The organism is Paenibacillus sp. FSL H7-0331 (assembly GCF_001956045.1).
Genome location: NZ_MRTH01000024.1, coordinates 1 through 16,075, shown reverse-complemented (window position 1 = coordinate 16,075; position 16,075 = coordinate 1). Strand labels below are relative to the sequence as shown.

At 42.3% G+C, this 16,075-nt stretch carries 22 protein-coding genes; 20 read left to right on the top strand and 2 right to left on the bottom strand.

Features of this window, described 5'->3' with window-relative positions; all coding sequences use genetic code 11:
• The first annotated feature begins 27 nt into the window (after positions 1-27).
• The 4 genes from BK127_RS27810 (at position 28) to BK127_RS27790 (ending at position 6,989) form a co-directional block, all read left to right on the top strand.
• Positions 28-1,779: a sensor histidine kinase gene (locus BK127_RS27810; RefSeq protein ID WP_076235246.1), complete on the top strand. Its 1,752-nt coding sequence runs from the start codon at positions 28-30 to the stop codon at positions 1,777-1,779.
• 1 nt (position 1,780) lies between these two features.
• Complete coding sequence (locus BK127_RS27805; RefSeq protein ID WP_256711487.1) at positions 1,781-3,403, top strand: response regulator transcription factor; 1,623 nt, start codon at positions 1,781-1,783, stop codon at positions 3,401-3,403.
• A gap of 70 nt (positions 3,404-3,473) precedes the next feature.
• Entirely contained in the window at positions 3,474-5,024 is a 1,551-nt protein-coding gene (locus tag BK127_RS27800) for a glycoside hydrolase family 43 protein (RefSeq protein ID WP_076235242.1), read from the top strand.
• A 225-nt stretch (positions 5,025-5,249) separates the two neighbouring features.
• The gene (locus tag BK127_RS27790; protein ID WP_076235236.1) at positions 5,250-6,989 is read left to right on the top strand and encodes a DUF5605 domain-containing protein; all 1,740 of its coding nucleotides are present in this window, start codon (positions 5,250-5,252) and stop codon (positions 6,987-6,989) included.
• A 32-nt stretch (positions 6,990-7,021) separates the two neighbouring features.
• Here the strand turns inward: BK127_RS27790 and BK127_RS43950 are convergent, their stop codons facing one another.
• Positions 7,022-7,195 (bottom strand): hypothetical protein, encoded by a 174-nt coding sequence (locus BK127_RS43950; RefSeq protein ID WP_179097634.1) that lies wholly within the window; start codon positions 7,193-7,195, stop codon positions 7,022-7,024.
• Positions 7,196-7,215: 20 nt separating this feature from the next.
• On the opposite strand from BK127_RS43950, the gene BK127_RS43945 reads away from it, so the two are divergent.
• Both BK127_RS43945 and BK127_RS27780 read left to right on the top strand, forming a co-directional pair.
• Positions 7,216-7,377, top strand: a complete 162-nt coding sequence (locus BK127_RS43945; protein ID WP_179097633.1) for a hypothetical protein — start codon at positions 7,216-7,218, stop codon at positions 7,375-7,377.
• Positions 7,378-8,129: 752 nt separating this feature from the next.
• Positions 8,130-8,270, top strand: a complete 141-nt coding sequence (locus tag BK127_RS27780; RefSeq protein WP_076235231.1) for a recombinase — start codon at positions 8,130-8,132, stop codon at positions 8,268-8,270.
• 66 nt (positions 8,271-8,336) lie between these two features.
• On the opposite strand, the gene BK127_RS43940 is transcribed toward BK127_RS27780, so the two are convergent.
• The gene (locus BK127_RS43940) at positions 8,337-8,510 is read right to left on the bottom strand and encodes a hypothetical protein (RefSeq protein WP_179097632.1); all 174 of its coding nucleotides are present in this window, start codon (positions 8,508-8,510) and stop codon (positions 8,337-8,339) included.
• A gap of 380 nt (positions 8,511-8,890) precedes the next feature.
• On the opposite strand from BK127_RS43940, the gene BK127_RS27775 reads away from it, so the two are divergent.
• From BK127_RS27775 to BK127_RS27715, 14 genes are all read left to right on the top strand, one after another.
• Complete coding sequence (locus BK127_RS27775; protein WP_076235229.1) at positions 8,891-9,229, top strand: hypothetical protein; 339 nt, start codon at positions 8,891-8,893, stop codon at positions 9,227-9,229.
• 53 nt (positions 9,230-9,282) lie between these two features.
• Entirely contained in the window at positions 9,283-9,777 is a 495-nt protein-coding gene (locus BK127_RS43935; RefSeq protein WP_179097631.1) for a hypothetical protein, read from the top strand.
• Positions 9,778-9,801: 24 nt separating this feature from the next.
• Complete coding sequence (locus BK127_RS27760) at positions 9,802-9,996, top strand: hypothetical protein (protein WP_076235223.1); 195 nt, start codon at positions 9,802-9,804, stop codon at positions 9,994-9,996.
• A 37-nt stretch (positions 9,997-10,033) separates the two neighbouring features.
• Positions 10,034-10,237, top strand: a complete 204-nt coding sequence (locus tag BK127_RS27755; RefSeq protein WP_076235221.1) for a DUF4177 domain-containing protein — start codon at positions 10,034-10,036, stop codon at positions 10,235-10,237.
• Positions 10,238-10,267: 30 nt separating this feature from the next.
• Entirely contained in the window at positions 10,268-10,774 is a 507-nt protein-coding gene (locus tag BK127_RS27750; protein WP_076235218.1) for a hypothetical protein, read from the top strand.
• 270 nt (positions 10,775-11,044) lie between these two features.
• A complete protein-coding gene (locus tag BK127_RS27745) occupies positions 11,045-11,404 on the top strand; it encodes a hypothetical protein (RefSeq protein WP_256711486.1) in 360 nt (119 codons plus the stop codon).
• A 48-nt stretch (positions 11,405-11,452) separates the two neighbouring features.
• Positions 11,453-11,653 carry a hypothetical protein gene (locus BK127_RS27740; RefSeq protein ID WP_076235214.1) on the top strand — a complete coding sequence of 67 codons (201 nt, stop codon included), beginning with the start codon at positions 11,453-11,455 and terminating at the stop codon, positions 11,651-11,653.
• A gap of 64 nt (positions 11,654-11,717) precedes the next feature.
• Complete coding sequence (locus BK127_RS27735; RefSeq protein WP_076235211.1) at positions 11,718-12,206, top strand: hypothetical protein; 489 nt, start codon at positions 11,718-11,720, stop codon at positions 12,204-12,206.
• 23 nt (positions 12,207-12,229) lie between these two features.
• The gene (locus BK127_RS27730; RefSeq protein WP_076235208.1) at positions 12,230-12,763 is read left to right on the top strand and encodes an O-acetyl-ADP-ribose deacetylase; all 534 of its coding nucleotides are present in this window, start codon (positions 12,230-12,232) and stop codon (positions 12,761-12,763) included.
• A 31-nt stretch (positions 12,764-12,794) separates the two neighbouring features.
• Positions 12,795-13,187, top strand: coding sequence for a DUF7674 family protein (locus tag BK127_RS27725; protein WP_076235206.1), 393 nt, complete (start codon positions 12,795-12,797; stop codon positions 13,185-13,187).
• A gap of 47 nt (positions 13,188-13,234) precedes the next feature.
• Complete coding sequence (locus tag BK127_RS43930; protein WP_179097630.1) at positions 13,235-13,378, top strand: hypothetical protein; 144 nt, start codon at positions 13,235-13,237, stop codon at positions 13,376-13,378.
• A gap of 216 nt (positions 13,379-13,594) precedes the next feature.
• The gene (locus tag BK127_RS44980) at positions 13,595-13,723 is read left to right on the top strand and encodes a hypothetical protein (protein WP_256711481.1); all 129 of its coding nucleotides are present in this window, start codon (positions 13,595-13,597) and stop codon (positions 13,721-13,723) included.
• A gap of 328 nt (positions 13,724-14,051) precedes the next feature.
• Positions 14,052-14,576: an RNA polymerase sigma factor gene (locus tag BK127_RS43925; RefSeq protein ID WP_076235203.1), complete on the top strand. Its 525-nt coding sequence runs from the start codon at positions 14,052-14,054 to the stop codon at positions 14,574-14,576.
• Positions 14,573-15,715: a peptidoglycan binding domain-containing protein gene (locus tag BK127_RS27715; protein WP_076235200.1), complete on the top strand. Its 1,143-nt coding sequence runs from the start codon at positions 14,573-14,575 to the stop codon at positions 15,713-15,715. Before BK127_RS43925 ends, BK127_RS27715 begins: the two co-directional genes overlap by 4 nt.
• The last annotated feature ends 360 nt before the right edge of the window (positions 15,716-16,075 follow it).

Here is a 16,075-nt window from a genome sequence, read left to right as displayed (position 1 = left end):
TGGAAGAAAACGTTGGAGGCTTGCTCCTTGATCAAACGTCAGCCCTTCTCTTTGCGAAACACGATTTTTCTTCGGCTGCTCATTACTTTTTTGTTTATCATGCTGCCGATTATTTTATTTGGCGTTTACCTGTATCACTGGATCGTTCAAACGGCAAGCGAAGACATCTCCAAAACGGCGGTTACCCAGATCAGCTTCTATCTAACGGATTTTGAGAAAGAGGTAGAACGGATGAAGCTCCTACAGTATGGAGTTCTCGAGGACGAGGATCTCAATGATCTGACGCTGACCTGGAATACGATGGATGCCTTTAGGCGTACTGAAAAAATCAATTCGCTGCGAAAACGGCTCTACGCCATTCAAAACAGTAGTACGTATATCAAAAATGTGAGCGCACACATCTATCCGATATCAAAAACGATTTCATCTGCCAACGGTCCTCGCGAATTAGATTCCGAGAGGTATTATGAGATTCGCTCGGTTTTTGGCAGCCGCAACAACCAGATGATTGAGTGGAATGGTGGATTATTCTTAAGCGCGGCAAAGCAAAGCGGAACCAATGGGAATCAACCGCTGTTTATCATTGAAGTTGAGCTTGATCAATACAGACTTCAGGAGGCGCTGGGCCAGTTCAACACCTATGCCGGCAGCGGAACTTTGTTGATCTCAGAGAAATCCGGTGTCATTGTGACGAGTGTGCCCGTAGAGCACTTGCAACTGGATATGACTACTGCTGTTCAACAAATAAGGCAAACTACAATTCGTAATGCGGGAACCATTACCATCTCAGGAAGCCGTTATTATACGGCTATTGCAAGCTCGGATTTTCTAAAAATGTCCATTTACCGGTTTATTCCCGAACAAATGATCAAGAAACCGCTGGACAAGTTTTATATGTGGGCATGGCTGTTTGTGTTCGTTGCTGTCGTTATTATTGCGGTTTATGCGTTCTCCACCTACAAGTTTATTCACAAACCGCTATTAACGCTTGTTAAAAGCTTTCGGCGTATGGAAAATGGAGACCTTGACGTTAACATCCGGCATGAGTCTAAGGATGAATTTGGATATTTGTATGGCCGATTTAACCAAATGGTTGCAAATCTACGTTCTTTGATCGATCAAGTCTATAAGCAGAAAATCATGACTCAACGGGCCGAGCTGAAGCAGCTTCAATCACAAATTAATCCGCATTTTCTATACAACAGTCTTTTTATTCTGAATACGATGTCGAAAACGGGAGATATTGAACGAATCGGACAGTTCACAACACAGTTAGGTGAGTATTTTCAATTTGTTACCCGGAATGCTTCAGACGATGTGCTGTTGAAACTAGAAATTCACCATGCCAGAATGTACACAGAGATTCAGGAGCTTCGCTTCTCAAGGCGTATTGAAGTACAGTTCGACTCCTTACCACAGGAAATCGAGCAGGTATCGGTTCCACGATTAATTGTCCAGCCCATTATTGAGAACGCATTCGAACACAGCCTGGAACAGATGGCGCATGGCGGAAGGATTGTTATCCGCTTCGAGATTGAAAAGACTGAAATTCACATCGTGGTGGAAGATAATGGTGAAAACTTGACAGACATGGCATTACAACGTATTGTGTCTTCTCTTCATAATGGTGACGAGGAGACGACGGGGTTGGTAAATATTCACCGCCGAATGAAGATCACTTTCGGTGAATATTACGGGCTCAGGGTATGTAGAGGTGAGAGCGGGGGGCTGAAAGTGATCATTTGTATTCCCTTTAAAGGGGGTGATGCCCGTGAATAGAATGCTAATCGTCGATGACGAAGAGATCATTACCGACGGGCTGTTTGAAGTATTTCGTAAACTGAATCTCGACCTTGATTTGTACAAAGCCTACTCCGGGTACGAAGCTTTGGAGCTACTGAACCGGACCAGGGTTGATATCGTGTTATCCGATATCCGCATGCCTGGTATGGGGGGGCTGGAGCTCATGGAGAACATTCGCCGGAAATGGTCGCATTGCAAGATCATATTTTTAACAGGCCATCACGATTTCGATTATGTCTATCGAGCGATCCAAACTCCGGGCGTCAATTACCTGCTCAAGAGTGAAGGATATGAGAAAATCATCACAGCAGTTAGCGATGCCATCGAAGAACTGGAAAACAGTCTGCGTTTGAACAATTTGATTCAGCAGTCGAGAGAGAGCCTCACGACGCTGGAAACGCTAGCTCAAGGCAATTATTTTCGGCACTTGCTCCAAGGTGCGCGTGCTGCAGATGTGATGGTTGAGGATTTCCATAAATTAAACATTCCCCTCGATCCTTCGCTGCCCGTACTCATGGTTCTTGGTGGTTTGGCTCCTTCCTTTTCAAATTCGTTAGCTGATAGGCAGGAAGCGGCGTTAGCCGTCAAGATATTGGCGGAGACGTTCCTGACAGAAAAAACGACAAGTCTCGGAATGATTGATCGCTACGGTGATCTCGTCTGGTTCATCCAATCGCGTCCGAGCAGTGGACTCGCAATAGCGGATGATTATGCTAGAACGGTAAGATTTCTGGAAGGTGAATTTGAGCTGATTCAACGAGCCTGCAAGGAGTCTCTACAAGTATCGGTTGCTGTAACGATAGGCGCTGAGCCTTGCGAGTGGAAGTGGTTGTCGACGGCCTACGACTCGATTAGGCGGTGGCAGCATCTGAGGGCAGGTGATGGAGCTCAGATGGTGCAGCTGGCAGCTATGAAAGCTTCCGAATCGTCGGAATTGGCAAGAGAACGAGCTTCCCGGGAAAAGGCGGAGGCGTTAGCGGCGCATCTGGAAGGAGGTCGGAGGGACGAGTTTCTTAGAATCTTTGACGAAGTGACAACACCGCTGCTCGATGGCAGGAATACAGGGAGTAATTTTTTGAAGGAGCTCTATTTCATGATAGCGCTTGTCCTGTTATCTTACATGAATCGCTGGGAGCTTCATGATAAAGTAGAAGCCGTTGGCCTTATTCAGATTGACGAGCATGCATCGTGGTATGAGAGCTTCGAGTTTCTGAAACGGACGGCGGAATCCTTGTTCGCTGTCAGACGAACGGGTGAACGAAATCGGGCGGCCGAGGTGGTCGAAAAGGTTCGTTTATACATCGAACAGCATCTAGCCGAGGATCTGTCACTAGTGCGTTTGGCAAGTGAGTTTCATTTTAATCCGTCATATTTGTCCAGACTTTTCAAACAAGAATGCGGCAGGAATTTATCTGACTATATTGAGGAAGCAAGGATTGGAAAAGCAAGAGAGCTGCTCAAGCAGGATGAGTTGAAAATTTCGGAGGTCGGTGTTCGTGTGGGGTATGATGCGGCTCACTCGTTTACCCGATTTTTCAAGAAAATGACTGGGTTGACACCATTGGAACAGCGGGAAGCCCTACGAGCTAAAAAGTGTTGAGAAAGCCGTTACGACTATTGAACATAACTGTTTTATTGAAGGAACTAAATTAAGGATAGGGGAAATGCAGATGTACCCGAATCCCATTATATGGGCTGACTATCCGGACCCCGATGTGATCCGGGTTGAGGATACTTATTATATGGTCAGTACAACCATGCATTTTATGCCGGGGTGTGTAATATTGCGATCGTATGACCTGATCCATTGGGAAGTGGCAGCATATGTATATGATGCTTTGGATCATACACCGGATCAGAGACTGGAGGGTGACCGACAGATCTATGGAAAGGGAATGTGGGCGGCATCTTTGCGTTACCATCAAGGCCAATATTATGTATGTTTCGTAGCAAATGATACGCATCAAACGTATTTGTTTTCTGCTTTTGAAATCACAGGACCATGGACGAGACACCCGAATATTGAAGGATTCTATCATGATTGCTCACTTTTGTTTGATGATGATGGTAGAGTTTTTATTATATATGGAAATGCAGAGATTCATCTTACAGAATTAAAGGAAGATTTGACCGGTCCCAAGCCTGGTGGATTAAACCGGATCATTGTAAGGGAGACAGAACCTTATCATCTTGGTTATGAAGGTGCCCATGTCTATAAGATTAATGGAAAATATTACGTATTTCTCATACACATAACAAATTCCAGACACAGTCGCAGAACACAAGCCTGTTTTGTAGCAGCTTCCCTGGAAGGGGACTTTGTTGGCGGAGAGGTGTTTGATGATGACATGGGGTATTTTAATGCAGGTATAGCACAAGGCGGAATCGTTGATACTCCAGATGGTAACTGGTATGCCGTATTGTTTCAGGATCATGGTGCCGTTGGCCGTATCCCTGTCTTGGTGCCTTTGCATTGGGAACATGATGTTCCGGTATTCGATAGGAAACCGCCCTCATATATCGACATACCGAGCACTAAGCCCGGATATGAATACAAACCATTGGTCGGAAGCGATGATTTCTTCTACAGGCCGGATAAGAACGGCAACGTCCATCTGAAAGACTTCTGGCAGTGGAATCATATTCCGACAAATAATTTGTGGTCCGTAACGGATAAGCCAGGTACATATCGAATTCAATCTGGAAAAATTAGTGCAAATTTAATATTTTCGGCAAATACGTTAACACAGCGTGCAATGGGGCCTGCATGCGAAGCTATCGTTACTTTGGATGGAAGCGAGCTAAAGGATGGCGATTATGCAGGCTTGTGCTTCTTGATCAGCACCTATGGCTTCATTGCGCTTACCAAGGAAGCTGGACATTACTATTTGGTCATGTTGGCAAGGACGACAGACGATAAAACGATCTTCGGAAACCTGGTAGACAAAGATACCGGTGTAGAATTTGCAAGGATTCCTGTGGACAATAACAAAGTTACTTTGAAGGCTTATGGCAATTTCGTATACAATACGGACGAGTGCGAGTTTTATTACATGGACGGAGAAGATTGGAAGAAGCTTGGTATTACCCATAATATGGTCTGGAAAATGGATCAATTTGTAGGGGCGCGTTACGGACTGTTCCTCTACTCTACCAAGGAGATTGGAGGAACGGCACAGTTTTCTAGGTTTGCGTACAATGTGATGAAATTCCGCAGATGAACTTAGAAGATTACTGGACGCATGTCCACATCTTACTTGACTTGCGTATCCGCTTGCACCTCTTATCTTGAGAATCATCTAATTGCTCTTGGAGTCAAAATGATCGCCCAATGGACAATCAGCAACGGGAATTCGGTGCAGTACTACCTTCATAAGGAGCTGAAAGGGATTATCACCATACCAAGCGATCTGCCATTTACATTACCATGAAGGGGGAGATTGGCAATGTCTTTTACGGAGCAAACGAAAATCGGTGTGATCTGGGCGAATCCCGAGGCACGGGCAGTGCTGCTCAAGCATGTTCCCGATCTTACGGATTCTCTTTATTTGTCGTTTATGAAAATGCAGACACTTCCCCAGCTTGCGGCTTCCAATAAAGCGTATACTTGGATGCCGGAGCTGCTGCACGTGATCCTGCAGGAGCTGGCGACGATCCGGGACGAGCTGGTCATGGAGGTGGACATCGCGCCGTCCGCACTTTACGAGGAGGCTACGGTTCCCGAAGGCTCCGCAACCGTGCAGGGGACTCCGCAGGCGGAGCAGTGGGGCGTATTCGAGCTGGAGCTGCATGGCCCGAGCCACGGGAATCCGTTCGTGGACGTTGCGCTGAGCGCCGAGTTTCGCTGTGCCGATCGGGCGGTCGAAACCGCGGGATTTTATGACGGGGAGGGCATCTACCGCATCCGGTTCATGCCTGACGCCGTAGGAGAGTGGACTTACCGGACCCGAAGCACGGCCCGCTCCCTGAACGGAATCGAAGGCCGGTTTGCAAGCACCGCCCCGGCGTCCGGCAATCACGGTCCGGTCCAGGTGAAAAACCGGTTCCACTTCGGGTATGCCGACGGAACGCCGTATATCCCGGTGGGCACCACCTGTTACGTATGGACGCATCAGGACGAGGAGTTGGAGCAGCGGACGCTCGATACGCTTCGGACATCGCCGTTCAACAAGCTGCGGATGTGCGTATTTCCGAAATCTTACCAGTTCAATGCCAACGAGCCACAGCATTATCCGTATGAAGGTTCGCTCGAGGAAGGATGGGATTACACCCGGTTCAACCCTGCGTTCTTCCGTCATCTGGAGAGCCGCATTTTGGATCTACTCGGGCTTGGGATCGAAGCGGACCTGATCCTGTTCCATGCGTATGACCGCTGGGGTTTCTCCGAGATGAGTCCGGCCGCTGATGACCGGTACTTGCGCTATATCGTGGCGCGGCTGTCCGCCTACCGGAATGTCTGGTGGTCGCTGGCCAATGAATACGACCTGATGTGGGCCAAGCAGCCGGACGATTGGGAACGCTTCGCCAGGATCATAACCGGGCAGGATGCCTACGGTCGGCTGATATCGATTCATAACTGCTTTGTTTTCTATGATTACAGCCGGGACTGGATTACACACTGCAGCATTCAGCGGATCGACGTGTACAAAACGGCCGAAAACACGAACGAATGGCGGGACCGGTGGAACAAACCGATCGTCATCGACGAATGCGCTTATGAAGGCGATATCGATCAAGGCTGGGGCAACATCAGCGGACAGGAGATGACACGCCGCTTCTGGGAAGGAGCGGTGCGTGGTGGCTATGTCGGGCATGGCGAGACCTATCTGCATCCGGATGACATCCTCTGGTGGTCCAAGGGGGGCAAGCTTCATGGAACGAGTATGGAACGGATCGCCTTCCTGCGCTGGATTATGGAGGAAGGGCCGGCCGAAGGGCTCAATCCGCTCCAATCCGAATGGGATGTACCCTCGGCAGGGATCGCCGACGAGTATTACTTGTTCTATTACGGCTTCAATCAACCACGTTACCGGAAGTATAGCATGAAGCCGGGCATCTGGTATCATGTGGACGTGATTGATACCTGGAATATGACGGTGAAGAGACTGCCGGGCACCTACGAAGGCGCATTCCTGATCGATCTTCCAGGCATTCCGTACATGGCGGTGCGCCTGACGAAGGCTTGAATAACGGTATTATCAAGTATGCGGATCGGATATTATGGGTTTACTTCCGGGTTCTTCATAGGAACGAAGTCAACCTGAATTTCCCTGAATGTGCCCTGGGCTTCATGGTGAATGAATACATCCTTGGCCACCATTTTTTCCGCTGATTCTGGCGCGCAGGCTGAAACTATCATCTTCGTAATTGCCCGGGTAAAATCTTTCGTCAAGGTGCGTCCAGCAGACTGCCATGGAACAACATGCAGAAGCCAATCAGCCTATGGTTATAAAATCCGGTATTTTAGTTTTTGCAGTCTCCACAATTTGGAGCGGCCTCCAGCTGATCCAAATAAAGTTTGATGAAAATATAGACGGGAAAAGCAGCCGGGTTAAAGTAGGTCATAAATGTTGACTTCCGGTTCAGATATTTTTTGCTATACCCGAGCATCGTAAGCAGAGTTACCCAATAAAAAAGCAAGTGGAGAGTTGTAAAAGCAAAGCCCGACTGACTTCCGACTGTGTAGATCTCCCGGAAAAGCAGGGTTGTCCCTATTAACGTGCTCAATCAGGTCCATGATCCTATCATTGGTCGCCATGCAGAAGCCTAAAATAAAGTACCCGACATAGAGAAAAATGTTCTTGCCGCTCATATCAGGCAGGCGGCACGCACTGTAAAACGGGATATTTATGGGCGTACGAATTTGTTGGACCTATGCAACGCTACAGCAGGTTCTTCCGTTCCCATGCCTTCGCACAAGCGCTTAGGTCTACGGCAGCGTATAGCGCCCGCATGCAAAAAAAACGAACAAGAGCATCGATTCATAAAGAAAGTCATTAAACCCATGCTTGGATTCAAATCATTCAGTACTGCAGAGAAATCATCCGTCTGTCCTTTCTACAGTTAAATTTATCAATAAATTGTTTGGTTTGACAGCATAACAAAACCAAAATCGCGGATATCTTTGATCAGTTGCGATGGTTGCACCAAAACCAGATGACGATACTCATCGCAAAATATTTGAATGATATGCGTTCTCAGTGAATCGAAGTTGGAAACCGCGCTGCTCGGAGCGTGGGGCGGCAAGATGGCATAACGGATCATAATGACATATTCGGCCAAATCAGCCTCGGGATTGCCTCAAGTGAAGAATCGAGTAAACGAAATTGAATGCGCGGCAGGATTTACTTGAACAATTTGAGGATGAACTATTTAACGCGTTGGTAGAGAAGATAACCATTCTCTCGCCAACGCGTTATTTATTTACCTTGAAAAGCGGGCTGGTGATCGAGGAAAGCACCGGCTAATCTCCAGCCCGAATAATATAATCTCCATTTCGACAGATGGCATGGGAAGTCCATGCTGTTTGATCATCAAAATTCCAGCTGATTTTCCTTCAAAAAAAGCTTAATCTCTTTGACCATCCCCATACCATCTTTAACCCCACGTAAATATAACCATTCCTTTTCAGCCGATTGCTGATATTGAACAGCGTCTTCCCACTCTAGCAAAATACCGTGAGTAGATTCATCCAATTGATTTTTCAAATCCGTTTACAATTTTGATGATTTTTCAATCAATGGAGCGATATGTTCCTGCTGTTTAACAGATAGAGATAGTTCATTAAACCTCTTGTGTAAACCTTTCACTAGCCATTCCGGCCAATCTTCCACAATGCTACCCCCTTCCCGTTGTTTGAGTGTGTGTATGTTAACTCTGATGGGAAGGGATGGCAAGTTGTTATTTCATTTCACGGATTCAGATTAAATTGAGTATTGGAATTATTGGGAGTTCGAATATATACTGGAATATGGATAGGCAGAGATATTTTGAACGGTTTTCACTATGGTAATAAGACTTCTACTGAAGTGTAGATTCGATGAAACACGGATTTTATTTTACAATGACTACGAGTTGGTGGTGTCTAATGGAACTTGTTGAGAAGAATCACCTTAAAATAAATTACCCGAAAGGCTTTTATTTAGTTAAACAGATTATAGATGAATTAGATCCTGTTGATTTACTTGATATGGGCGCGCCAGAAGATGAACACGATTTTTTGACAGCTGATGTACTAAAAATACTTATAGATGATCGTTTAGAAGAAGTGAAGCAGTTATTAATTAATGCTTATTCAGATTACGGGTTTGGAGTTGAAAAAGTAGTAGACGAACACAAAGAATCATTTTACAAAAAAATTGAAGATACAACAATTAAAATTAATAGTATATACAATGCAGTTAAGGAAGAGGCTATTCTTTCATAGGTGCGCAGGCTATAAAAGACTGGTTTTATAGGGAGATGGAAAATGATTGAGTTTTGACAAAGACTACCCGAATCGTAAGGATAAACGAAAGAAATATTACGGTGCGAAATCAATTGATAGAACATGCCGCAATCACGGGTCTTGTCCGCGATGCAAAGGGAATAGATTACATAAATACAATAAAAACAATGCCGATGATGGTAATTTTAGATTTGAGAATACCAATTTGGGGCAATAAGAGAATTAATAAAGTACTAGATTTATGGGGAGGGAAATTTATGAAAATGGATCATCGTAATTTTGGGAATATTGTGGAAATTCATCAAGAAGTAAGTCCCAAAGAAGTGAATCGCTATTTGGCTTTAGGATGGATTCTACTTAATGTGCATACAACAGATTATGGTCATCCTGTAGAGCGTCATCAAAATACAGAATTCACATTAGGTTGGAATAAAGAGAACGGAGAAGTTCAAAAACCACAAAAAGAAAAATCACAAATTGATGATTTTATTTCAGCTTGGGAATTGAAGAATTCTGATGAAAACTGACTTTCATGAGGAGAGAGGCTAGTTATGAATACTAATAAAGTGATTTTCTATCTAGGAATCGGTGAATTTATATTTGCTTTTTTATTTATCGGTTTGCTATTTTTAGATATCCACCCTGAGAATATTTGGACTAAGATTTGCTTGGGGATTTCTGCTGTAGCCTTTATCTATAATGGTACAAGTAAATTAAAAAAGCAAAGTAGAAACAGAAGCCGATAAAAGTTCACTTTTATTAAAAGAAAAAGGAGAAGATGAAATGGAAATTTGGGAGTATAAAACAATTAAATTTGGTACGGACGGTTATTTGGGAGGAGTAGTTAATACTCAAAAATATGAAGCTCAACTTAATAGTTTAGGTGCAGATGGATGGGAATTAGTATCAGTTGTTAGTTCAAATCAACATCACGGAGCTTCGAGAGAAATCGTAAGCGTGCTTAAGAGAACAAAGTTAACTCAATAAAATGTCAGTTTTATTTATGGAGGAAAATTGATGACTGAAGACAAGCTGCAAAGAATTAATGGCTTTCTTGAAGCTCTCGGTCTTATGAACTCTATTTATGGGGTATGCTACGGACACGAATATAAGTTTGTGAAAATTGATTCTGCGATTGATAAGGCTGTCTCTGTATTTAATAAAGATGGCAATCTTTCGGGCCATTCAGATGTTAAAGTAGAAGGATTGGAATTGCCTCAAAATTGGGAAGATGATTTATTTAGACTAAGCACTGATTGGTTCTTTTTTTTGATAGAAGCATCTTCTAAACGAAATGATGATTTAATAAATGTAATAAACCCCATTTTATATAAAAAGGAAATTAACATAGTATCAGAAAAGTTAATTCAAATGATAAAGGTTTTTTTCCAAGATATTGATTTAAAAGTATACAGATTAAAGACAGATCCTCCGTATGGGGAAGACGAGTTTGAATGGTGTCAAACTTATTTTGACTTTGGTAAAGATGAAACATATGTCTTAGAATTCTATCAATATGGTTAGCCAATAAAAAATCCTTTTCATTAGAAATGAAAGGTTAAAATGGAAAAAACTTATAGAACAAGAGAATTCATGAGTGATCGTCCGGAAACAATTGATACCGAAATAAACGATTTTCTAGGGAATCAAGATAGGAAAGAGTTTCGATTAGTTGACATCAAATACAGGATTATTGAGAAGGACGGTAAAGTATATTCTTATGCATTAGTAATTGGTGAATATACTTGGGATTAGAAAGACTATTTCATTGTCAGGGAGAGCTAAACTTTGGCTGTGAGTAAAAAGTCTAAGCGAAAAATAGTTCATCAAGGAAAAGTTTTTTACTGGTACGTGAATTCGGATTACGATGATGAAGGAAGAATCAAAGTCCACATTTTATCTGAAGATAAGAAATTTATTGTTGCTTATGAGATTGGGCAAGTAAGTAAGCAAAAGAAGAGTCCATTTCTTGTAGTCATGGGGAAGGAATTTGTTGGGTTTAGTGGAGATCGCATGGGTTATATAAGAGTCCAAACTCCTCCTATATGGGATGACTTATCTGCTACACCATCTTTAGTGGGAAAGATAATTGATTGGTGTTATTCAGAAAAGAAAGAGATTGTCTTGGTAAACTGGAAGGGTGAATTGATTTGAAAATATACGGTTCACGATAAAAGGACTCTTTTAAAGGAAGTATGACGAATGAGAAATATCAACGAACCTGATGATTGGTTGGACGATGAGTATGACAAGCGACAAATCCAACGTACGCATAGGTTTGTTAAAATTGCGTTTATTGGCATTATTATATTCATCGTAATATTAACGTTACTGTATTTTTTTGTATTACATATTATACATGAATTATTTGAAGGCTTGTTTGGTAATGAAGATAATTTTTGATGAAATAACGGATTTATGCTGAAATCGGAATGTGAAACGATGATTTTAAAGGGAGAGTTATCAATTGAAGACAGAAACAGGAGAATTAATCGTAGGTGCTTATCTTAAACAGATTGAAGGCTGCGATTTCATTGAATATAACGCTCGTCCGCGCGGTGGAGGTATTAAGGGTTTAGATGAGTTAGACGTAATAGGGATGAATTTTGTCACTAAAACTGCTTACTTGTGTGAAGTCACAACTCATCTTCTTGGAGCTTTATACATTGATAATAAGACTACAGTTGAAAAAATCTCTAAGAAGCATTTAAAACAGAAAGAATACGCTGAAAATTATCTTAAAAGCTTTGAGCACATTCGCTTCATGTTTTGGAGTCCTTATGTGCCAGTTGGGTATATTACCAACGGTTTAGCGACTTTGCCTGAGTTAGAGTTGATTATTAATAAGGAATATACCAGTAAAATTAATGAATTGAAGGAACTGGCAAGAACAACAACAAATGATTCAGGGAATGATTTCTTTAGAGCTTTACAGATTCTTGAACATTTAAAATAAAAACGATTTTATAGGAGACAATGATGGATAGCATAATTGAAAGAATTGAAGTTTTAAAAGGGGATATAACCAGTATATCCGCTGATGTAATTGTAAATGCTGCAAATTCAAGTTTACTTGGTGGTGGAGGCGTTGATGGTGCTATCCATAAAGTTGGAGGTAAAGAAATACTGGAAGAATGCAAGAGAATTCGTGATAAGCAAGGTGGATGCAAGACAGGAGAGGCAGTTATTACAACAGCAGGCAAACTTTCTGCTAAATATGTAATTCATACTGTGGGGCCAGTTTGGAATGGTGGTAGTAATGGAGAGGAAGTCTTGTTAAGAAACTGCTATCGAAACTCATTGAGACTCGCTGTAAAAAATAATGCAGATAGTATTGCATTTCCCAATATTAGTACTGGTATATTCAAATTCCCAAAAGATAAGGCATGTACAACCGCAGTAGACGAAGTCTTAACGTTTTTAAAAGAAAATGAAACAATATCTAACGTTTTATTCGTCTGTTATGATGAGGAAAGTTACAAACTTTATGTAGAGATACTAAAAGATATTTAAATAAAACAAGATTTTATAAGGAAGTGTGAACTTGAGCACTTGGAGAAGAAAAGCCATTGAGAATTTTTCTATCAAATTTGGTCCTATGCATCATGATAGTATTTATGAAGTATTCAGAACCCTTCTAGAAATGGTGGTAGAAGCTCATAAGAATAAAGATGAGAATTTATTGAAAGATATTTATGACTATGCTGAGTGGTGTTCTGATCAGAAGGCACATGACCTATGGAATGCAGCAGGGGTATCATTTTATGAGCATTTGATTGATTCGGAAATTACACTGAAATCTATTCCATATTGGATAAAACCTGAGATTTTCATGAATATAAAAGGGCTTCTTCAGTGGAGACTTAAATCGGAAGAAGATTTTCGAAGGCTTGTTGATTGCTATAATAAAGTTAACGGAACTAATATCGAGTATTAAGGCTATTAAAATATCGTTTCATTAAAAAGAAGAGTAAGGAGCGTGTTATGGATATACTTTCTGGGTTCTTAATTTTAGGAGCTTTGTTTGGTATTTTTATTGCTATTCAAAAGCTTGATTCTAATGTAATTACTCAAATTGACCAAAATGAGAAAATTATTGAGTTATTAAAGGAATTGAAGAATAAATGAAATCGGCTTTTCAATGATGCTCACTAAATTTATATTCCTTTCACTGTCTCCACACAAGTGGAGTGCTTAATATTGATTGTACTGAAACAATAGATGAGATGTGACAGTGTGGCTCAAATGAAATAAGTGAATAAGCTGTTTATGACCTTGCAAAAATCCTTCCTTTGAAACTAACATCAACAAAGCATGGGTGGGAGGGTTTTACTTATAGTTGCTATGAACGAAAAGATCACTCTGACACTCATCGATGAAGCTGGAATCCAAAATCGCTATTCCCTGATCGGACTGGAAGTGGACGATGCTTCATCGGTGCTAATATACCGACTGAAGCGGACTCAGCGATAAATTCTTGTTCCTTTTCCGCAGTTTTTGATAAATAGGTCGTTAATGCTGGTCGTAGCAAGTCAAATGCGAGAAAGACGAAGGAATTTACCGAAAAATAACCTAATAGCCAGAAATCATGGCGTATGCTACCGCAAAGGATCCTCTTAATTGAATAATATGGAAGGAAATGAGGCGGGCAGCACTAAATGATTATACTCCTGCTTTTTTTTGTATTTAGGTGAGTTTTCATCGTATTTATTCGTATTCTAAAATAATGCTGCAATCCAGTGAACCAATGACTAGGTTGTTACAATATATAGGTGAATGGCATTCGGAGAGGAGTAGCTACTTGGATATCGAAGAGTTGAGTAATCTAGTAAAGCAGCACGGTAAAGCGATATACGGATTCTGCTACAGGCTTGTGGGAAATAAAGAAGATACAGATGATCTCTATCAGGAAACCTTCCTTAAAGCGATGGAAGTTCGTCATAAAATGGATGTGAATCAAAATCCAAAGGGGTTTCTCATCTCAATTGCCATTCAATTGCGCAAAAACAAGCGCAGGAAATTTGCCTGGAGGCAGAGGATTGCGCCCACAGCTGAGCTTAATGAGGCTGTGGACAAGGTCAACTGTACGAATGATGAAACAACACCTGAGGGAGCTGTGTTATCCAATGAGCTTCGCAGCATGATCCAAGCTGCAACAGACAGGCTGGATGATAAGTTGAAAATTCCACTACTAATGTACTATACCGCAGAAATGTCTGTGGATGAGGTTTCGTTAGCACTAAGGATTCCACAGGGCACAGTGAAAAGCAGGCTTTTCAAGGCGCGAAAGGCTTTGAAAAAGATATTGGAGGTTGAATCCCTATGAATGATTCTGAAAAGTGGGACGGGCTGCTCAAGCAAGCCCTTGCTTCGGCCGTGGAACCCGAGGAGGAATTGAATCAAAGTATTATAAATCGGTTTAAGGAGAGAGCTCGAATGAAACGTAGTAATAGAAGGGGGGGGGCCGTAGGGCTGTTAGTTGTCGTATTCACACTTGTCTTGTCCATAACGGCTTTCGCGGCCACTCAGCTTTTCAACTCCAAGGAGATTGCTGAACATCTTGGAGATCGTAGTCTGGCCGAGGCCTTTGAAGGCAGTCAAGCCATCGAAATCAATCAAACGATCTCTTCAGGCGATTTCAACATTACATTGCACGGCATCGTCTCTGGGACAGGACTGAGCGAATTCAGCAGTTCTGCTCAGGATGTTTACCCCGACAGAACGTATGCTGTTGTATCTATCGCCAGACAGGATGGAAGTCCAATGCCGAATACAAGCGACCCAGAATACGGAAAGGAGCGGTTCTTAGTTTCGCCTCTCGTTAAAGGTCAGAAGCCGTGGCAGGTAAACATCATGACGATGAATGGCAGCTACAGTGAGATTGTACGAGACGGAATTATGTATAGATTGATCGAATGTGATGGAGTGGAGATATTTGCAGATAGAGGAGTATATATAGCCGTCAGCAGCGACAATTTCTTTAACAACCAATCGTTTGCTTATAACGAAGACACAGGTGAAATAAGCCTTAAAGCTGATGCCGGAGGAATCTCGGTTGTATTCGATCTCCCGTTGGACAAATCCAAAGCAGATCCAGCTAAGGCTGAAGCCTATTTGAAGGAGTTGTTAAAAGAACCGTCAGCCGACACCACAAATGAGGAGGCCTCTATTGATAATGAGCAAGCGGGATGGGCAATTAACTTTGAACAACTGAAGAAAAGAATACCTGATGGAACGGTCATCCTCGAATCTGTTAAAGAAGTGACCTATGACGGTAATGGCTTTATCAACTATGAGTATAAAGATGAGAGCGTTAAGATATCCCCGGATTTGTTGTTTGCGGAAGGTCAAACTGGTTTATCCGATAAAGTTAGCATCAGTGGGAGCGAAGGGCATTACACTGCACTTCAATTTTCCAGGGATGAACACGGTGTTATTACTGGCAGAGTAGTAGATTTGAATTAGGATACTCCGACAAGAGTAATGCTGCCTTTGTCGGTTTTTTATGAAAAAAATATTTGAGTAGTTTGATTTTAACTTGCTGGTAGTGAAACCGTCTCACGAGGGAGAGCACATCGCTGGCAGCGAAGAGGTCATGTAGAGAAAATAGTGTTAGTATAAACGGATATTGGGGATCTTTTAAACCGAAGATGAAGTCGAAAAGCCGCATCAAACAGGCATACTGTTCATGTGGCTTTTCATCGTATGAAATTCATGCTATATAAGTTGAACTAAAGGAATCCATTTCCACATCGTCGAATAAAGAACTACAACCTAAAAGTGACGGTGAAATGATGGAAACGACACCAACGTATATTGAGATTG

What these genes read in the sequence shown, in the direction of transcription:
- BK127_RS27715 (WP_076235200.1), top strand. Translation starts at nt 14,573, where the DNA reads ATGAATGATTCTGAAAAGTGGGACGGGCTGCTCAAGCAAGCCCTTGCT.
- BK127_RS27760 (WP_076235223.1), top strand. Translation starts at nt 9,802, where the DNA reads ATGAATACTAATAAAGTGATTTTCTATCTAGGAATCGGTGAATTTATA.
- BK127_RS27775 (WP_076235229.1), top strand. Translation starts at nt 8,891, where the DNA reads ATGGAACTTGTTGAGAAGAATCACCTTAAAATAAATTACCCGAAAGGC.
- BK127_RS27750 (WP_076235218.1), top strand. Translation starts at nt 10,268, where the DNA reads ATGACTGAAGACAAGCTGCAAAGAATTAATGGCTTTCTTGAAGCTCTC.
- BK127_RS43930 (WP_179097630.1), top strand. Translation starts at nt 13,235, where the DNA reads ATGGATATACTTTCTGGGTTCTTAATTTTAGGAGCTTTGTTTGGTATT.
- BK127_RS27730 (WP_076235208.1), top strand. Translation starts at nt 12,230, where the DNA reads ATGGATAGCATAATTGAAAGAATTGAAGTTTTAAAAGGGGATATAACC.
- BK127_RS27805 (WP_256711487.1), top strand. Translation starts at nt 1,781, where the DNA reads ATGCTAATCGTCGATGACGAAGAGATCATTACCGACGGGCTGTTTGAA.
- BK127_RS27740 (WP_076235214.1), top strand. Translation starts at nt 11,453, where the DNA reads ATGAGAAATATCAACGAACCTGATGATTGGTTGGACGATGAGTATGAC.
- BK127_RS43945 (WP_179097633.1), top strand. Translation starts at nt 7,216, where the DNA reads ATGGAACAACATGCAGAAGCCAATCAGCCTATGGTTATAAAATCCGGT.
- BK127_RS27755 (WP_076235221.1), top strand. Translation starts at nt 10,034, where the DNA reads ATGGAAATTTGGGAGTATAAAACAATTAAATTTGGTACGGACGGTTAT.
- BK127_RS27790 (WP_076235236.1), top strand. Translation starts at nt 5,250, where the DNA reads ATGTCTTTTACGGAGCAAACGAAAATCGGTGTGATCTGGGCGAATCCC.
- BK127_RS44980 (WP_256711481.1), top strand. Translation starts at nt 13,595, where the DNA reads ATGAACGAAAAGATCACTCTGACACTCATCGATGAAGCTGGAATCCAA.
- BK127_RS27800 (WP_076235242.1), top strand. Translation starts at nt 3,474, where the DNA reads ATGTACCCGAATCCCATTATATGGGCTGACTATCCGGACCCCGATGTG.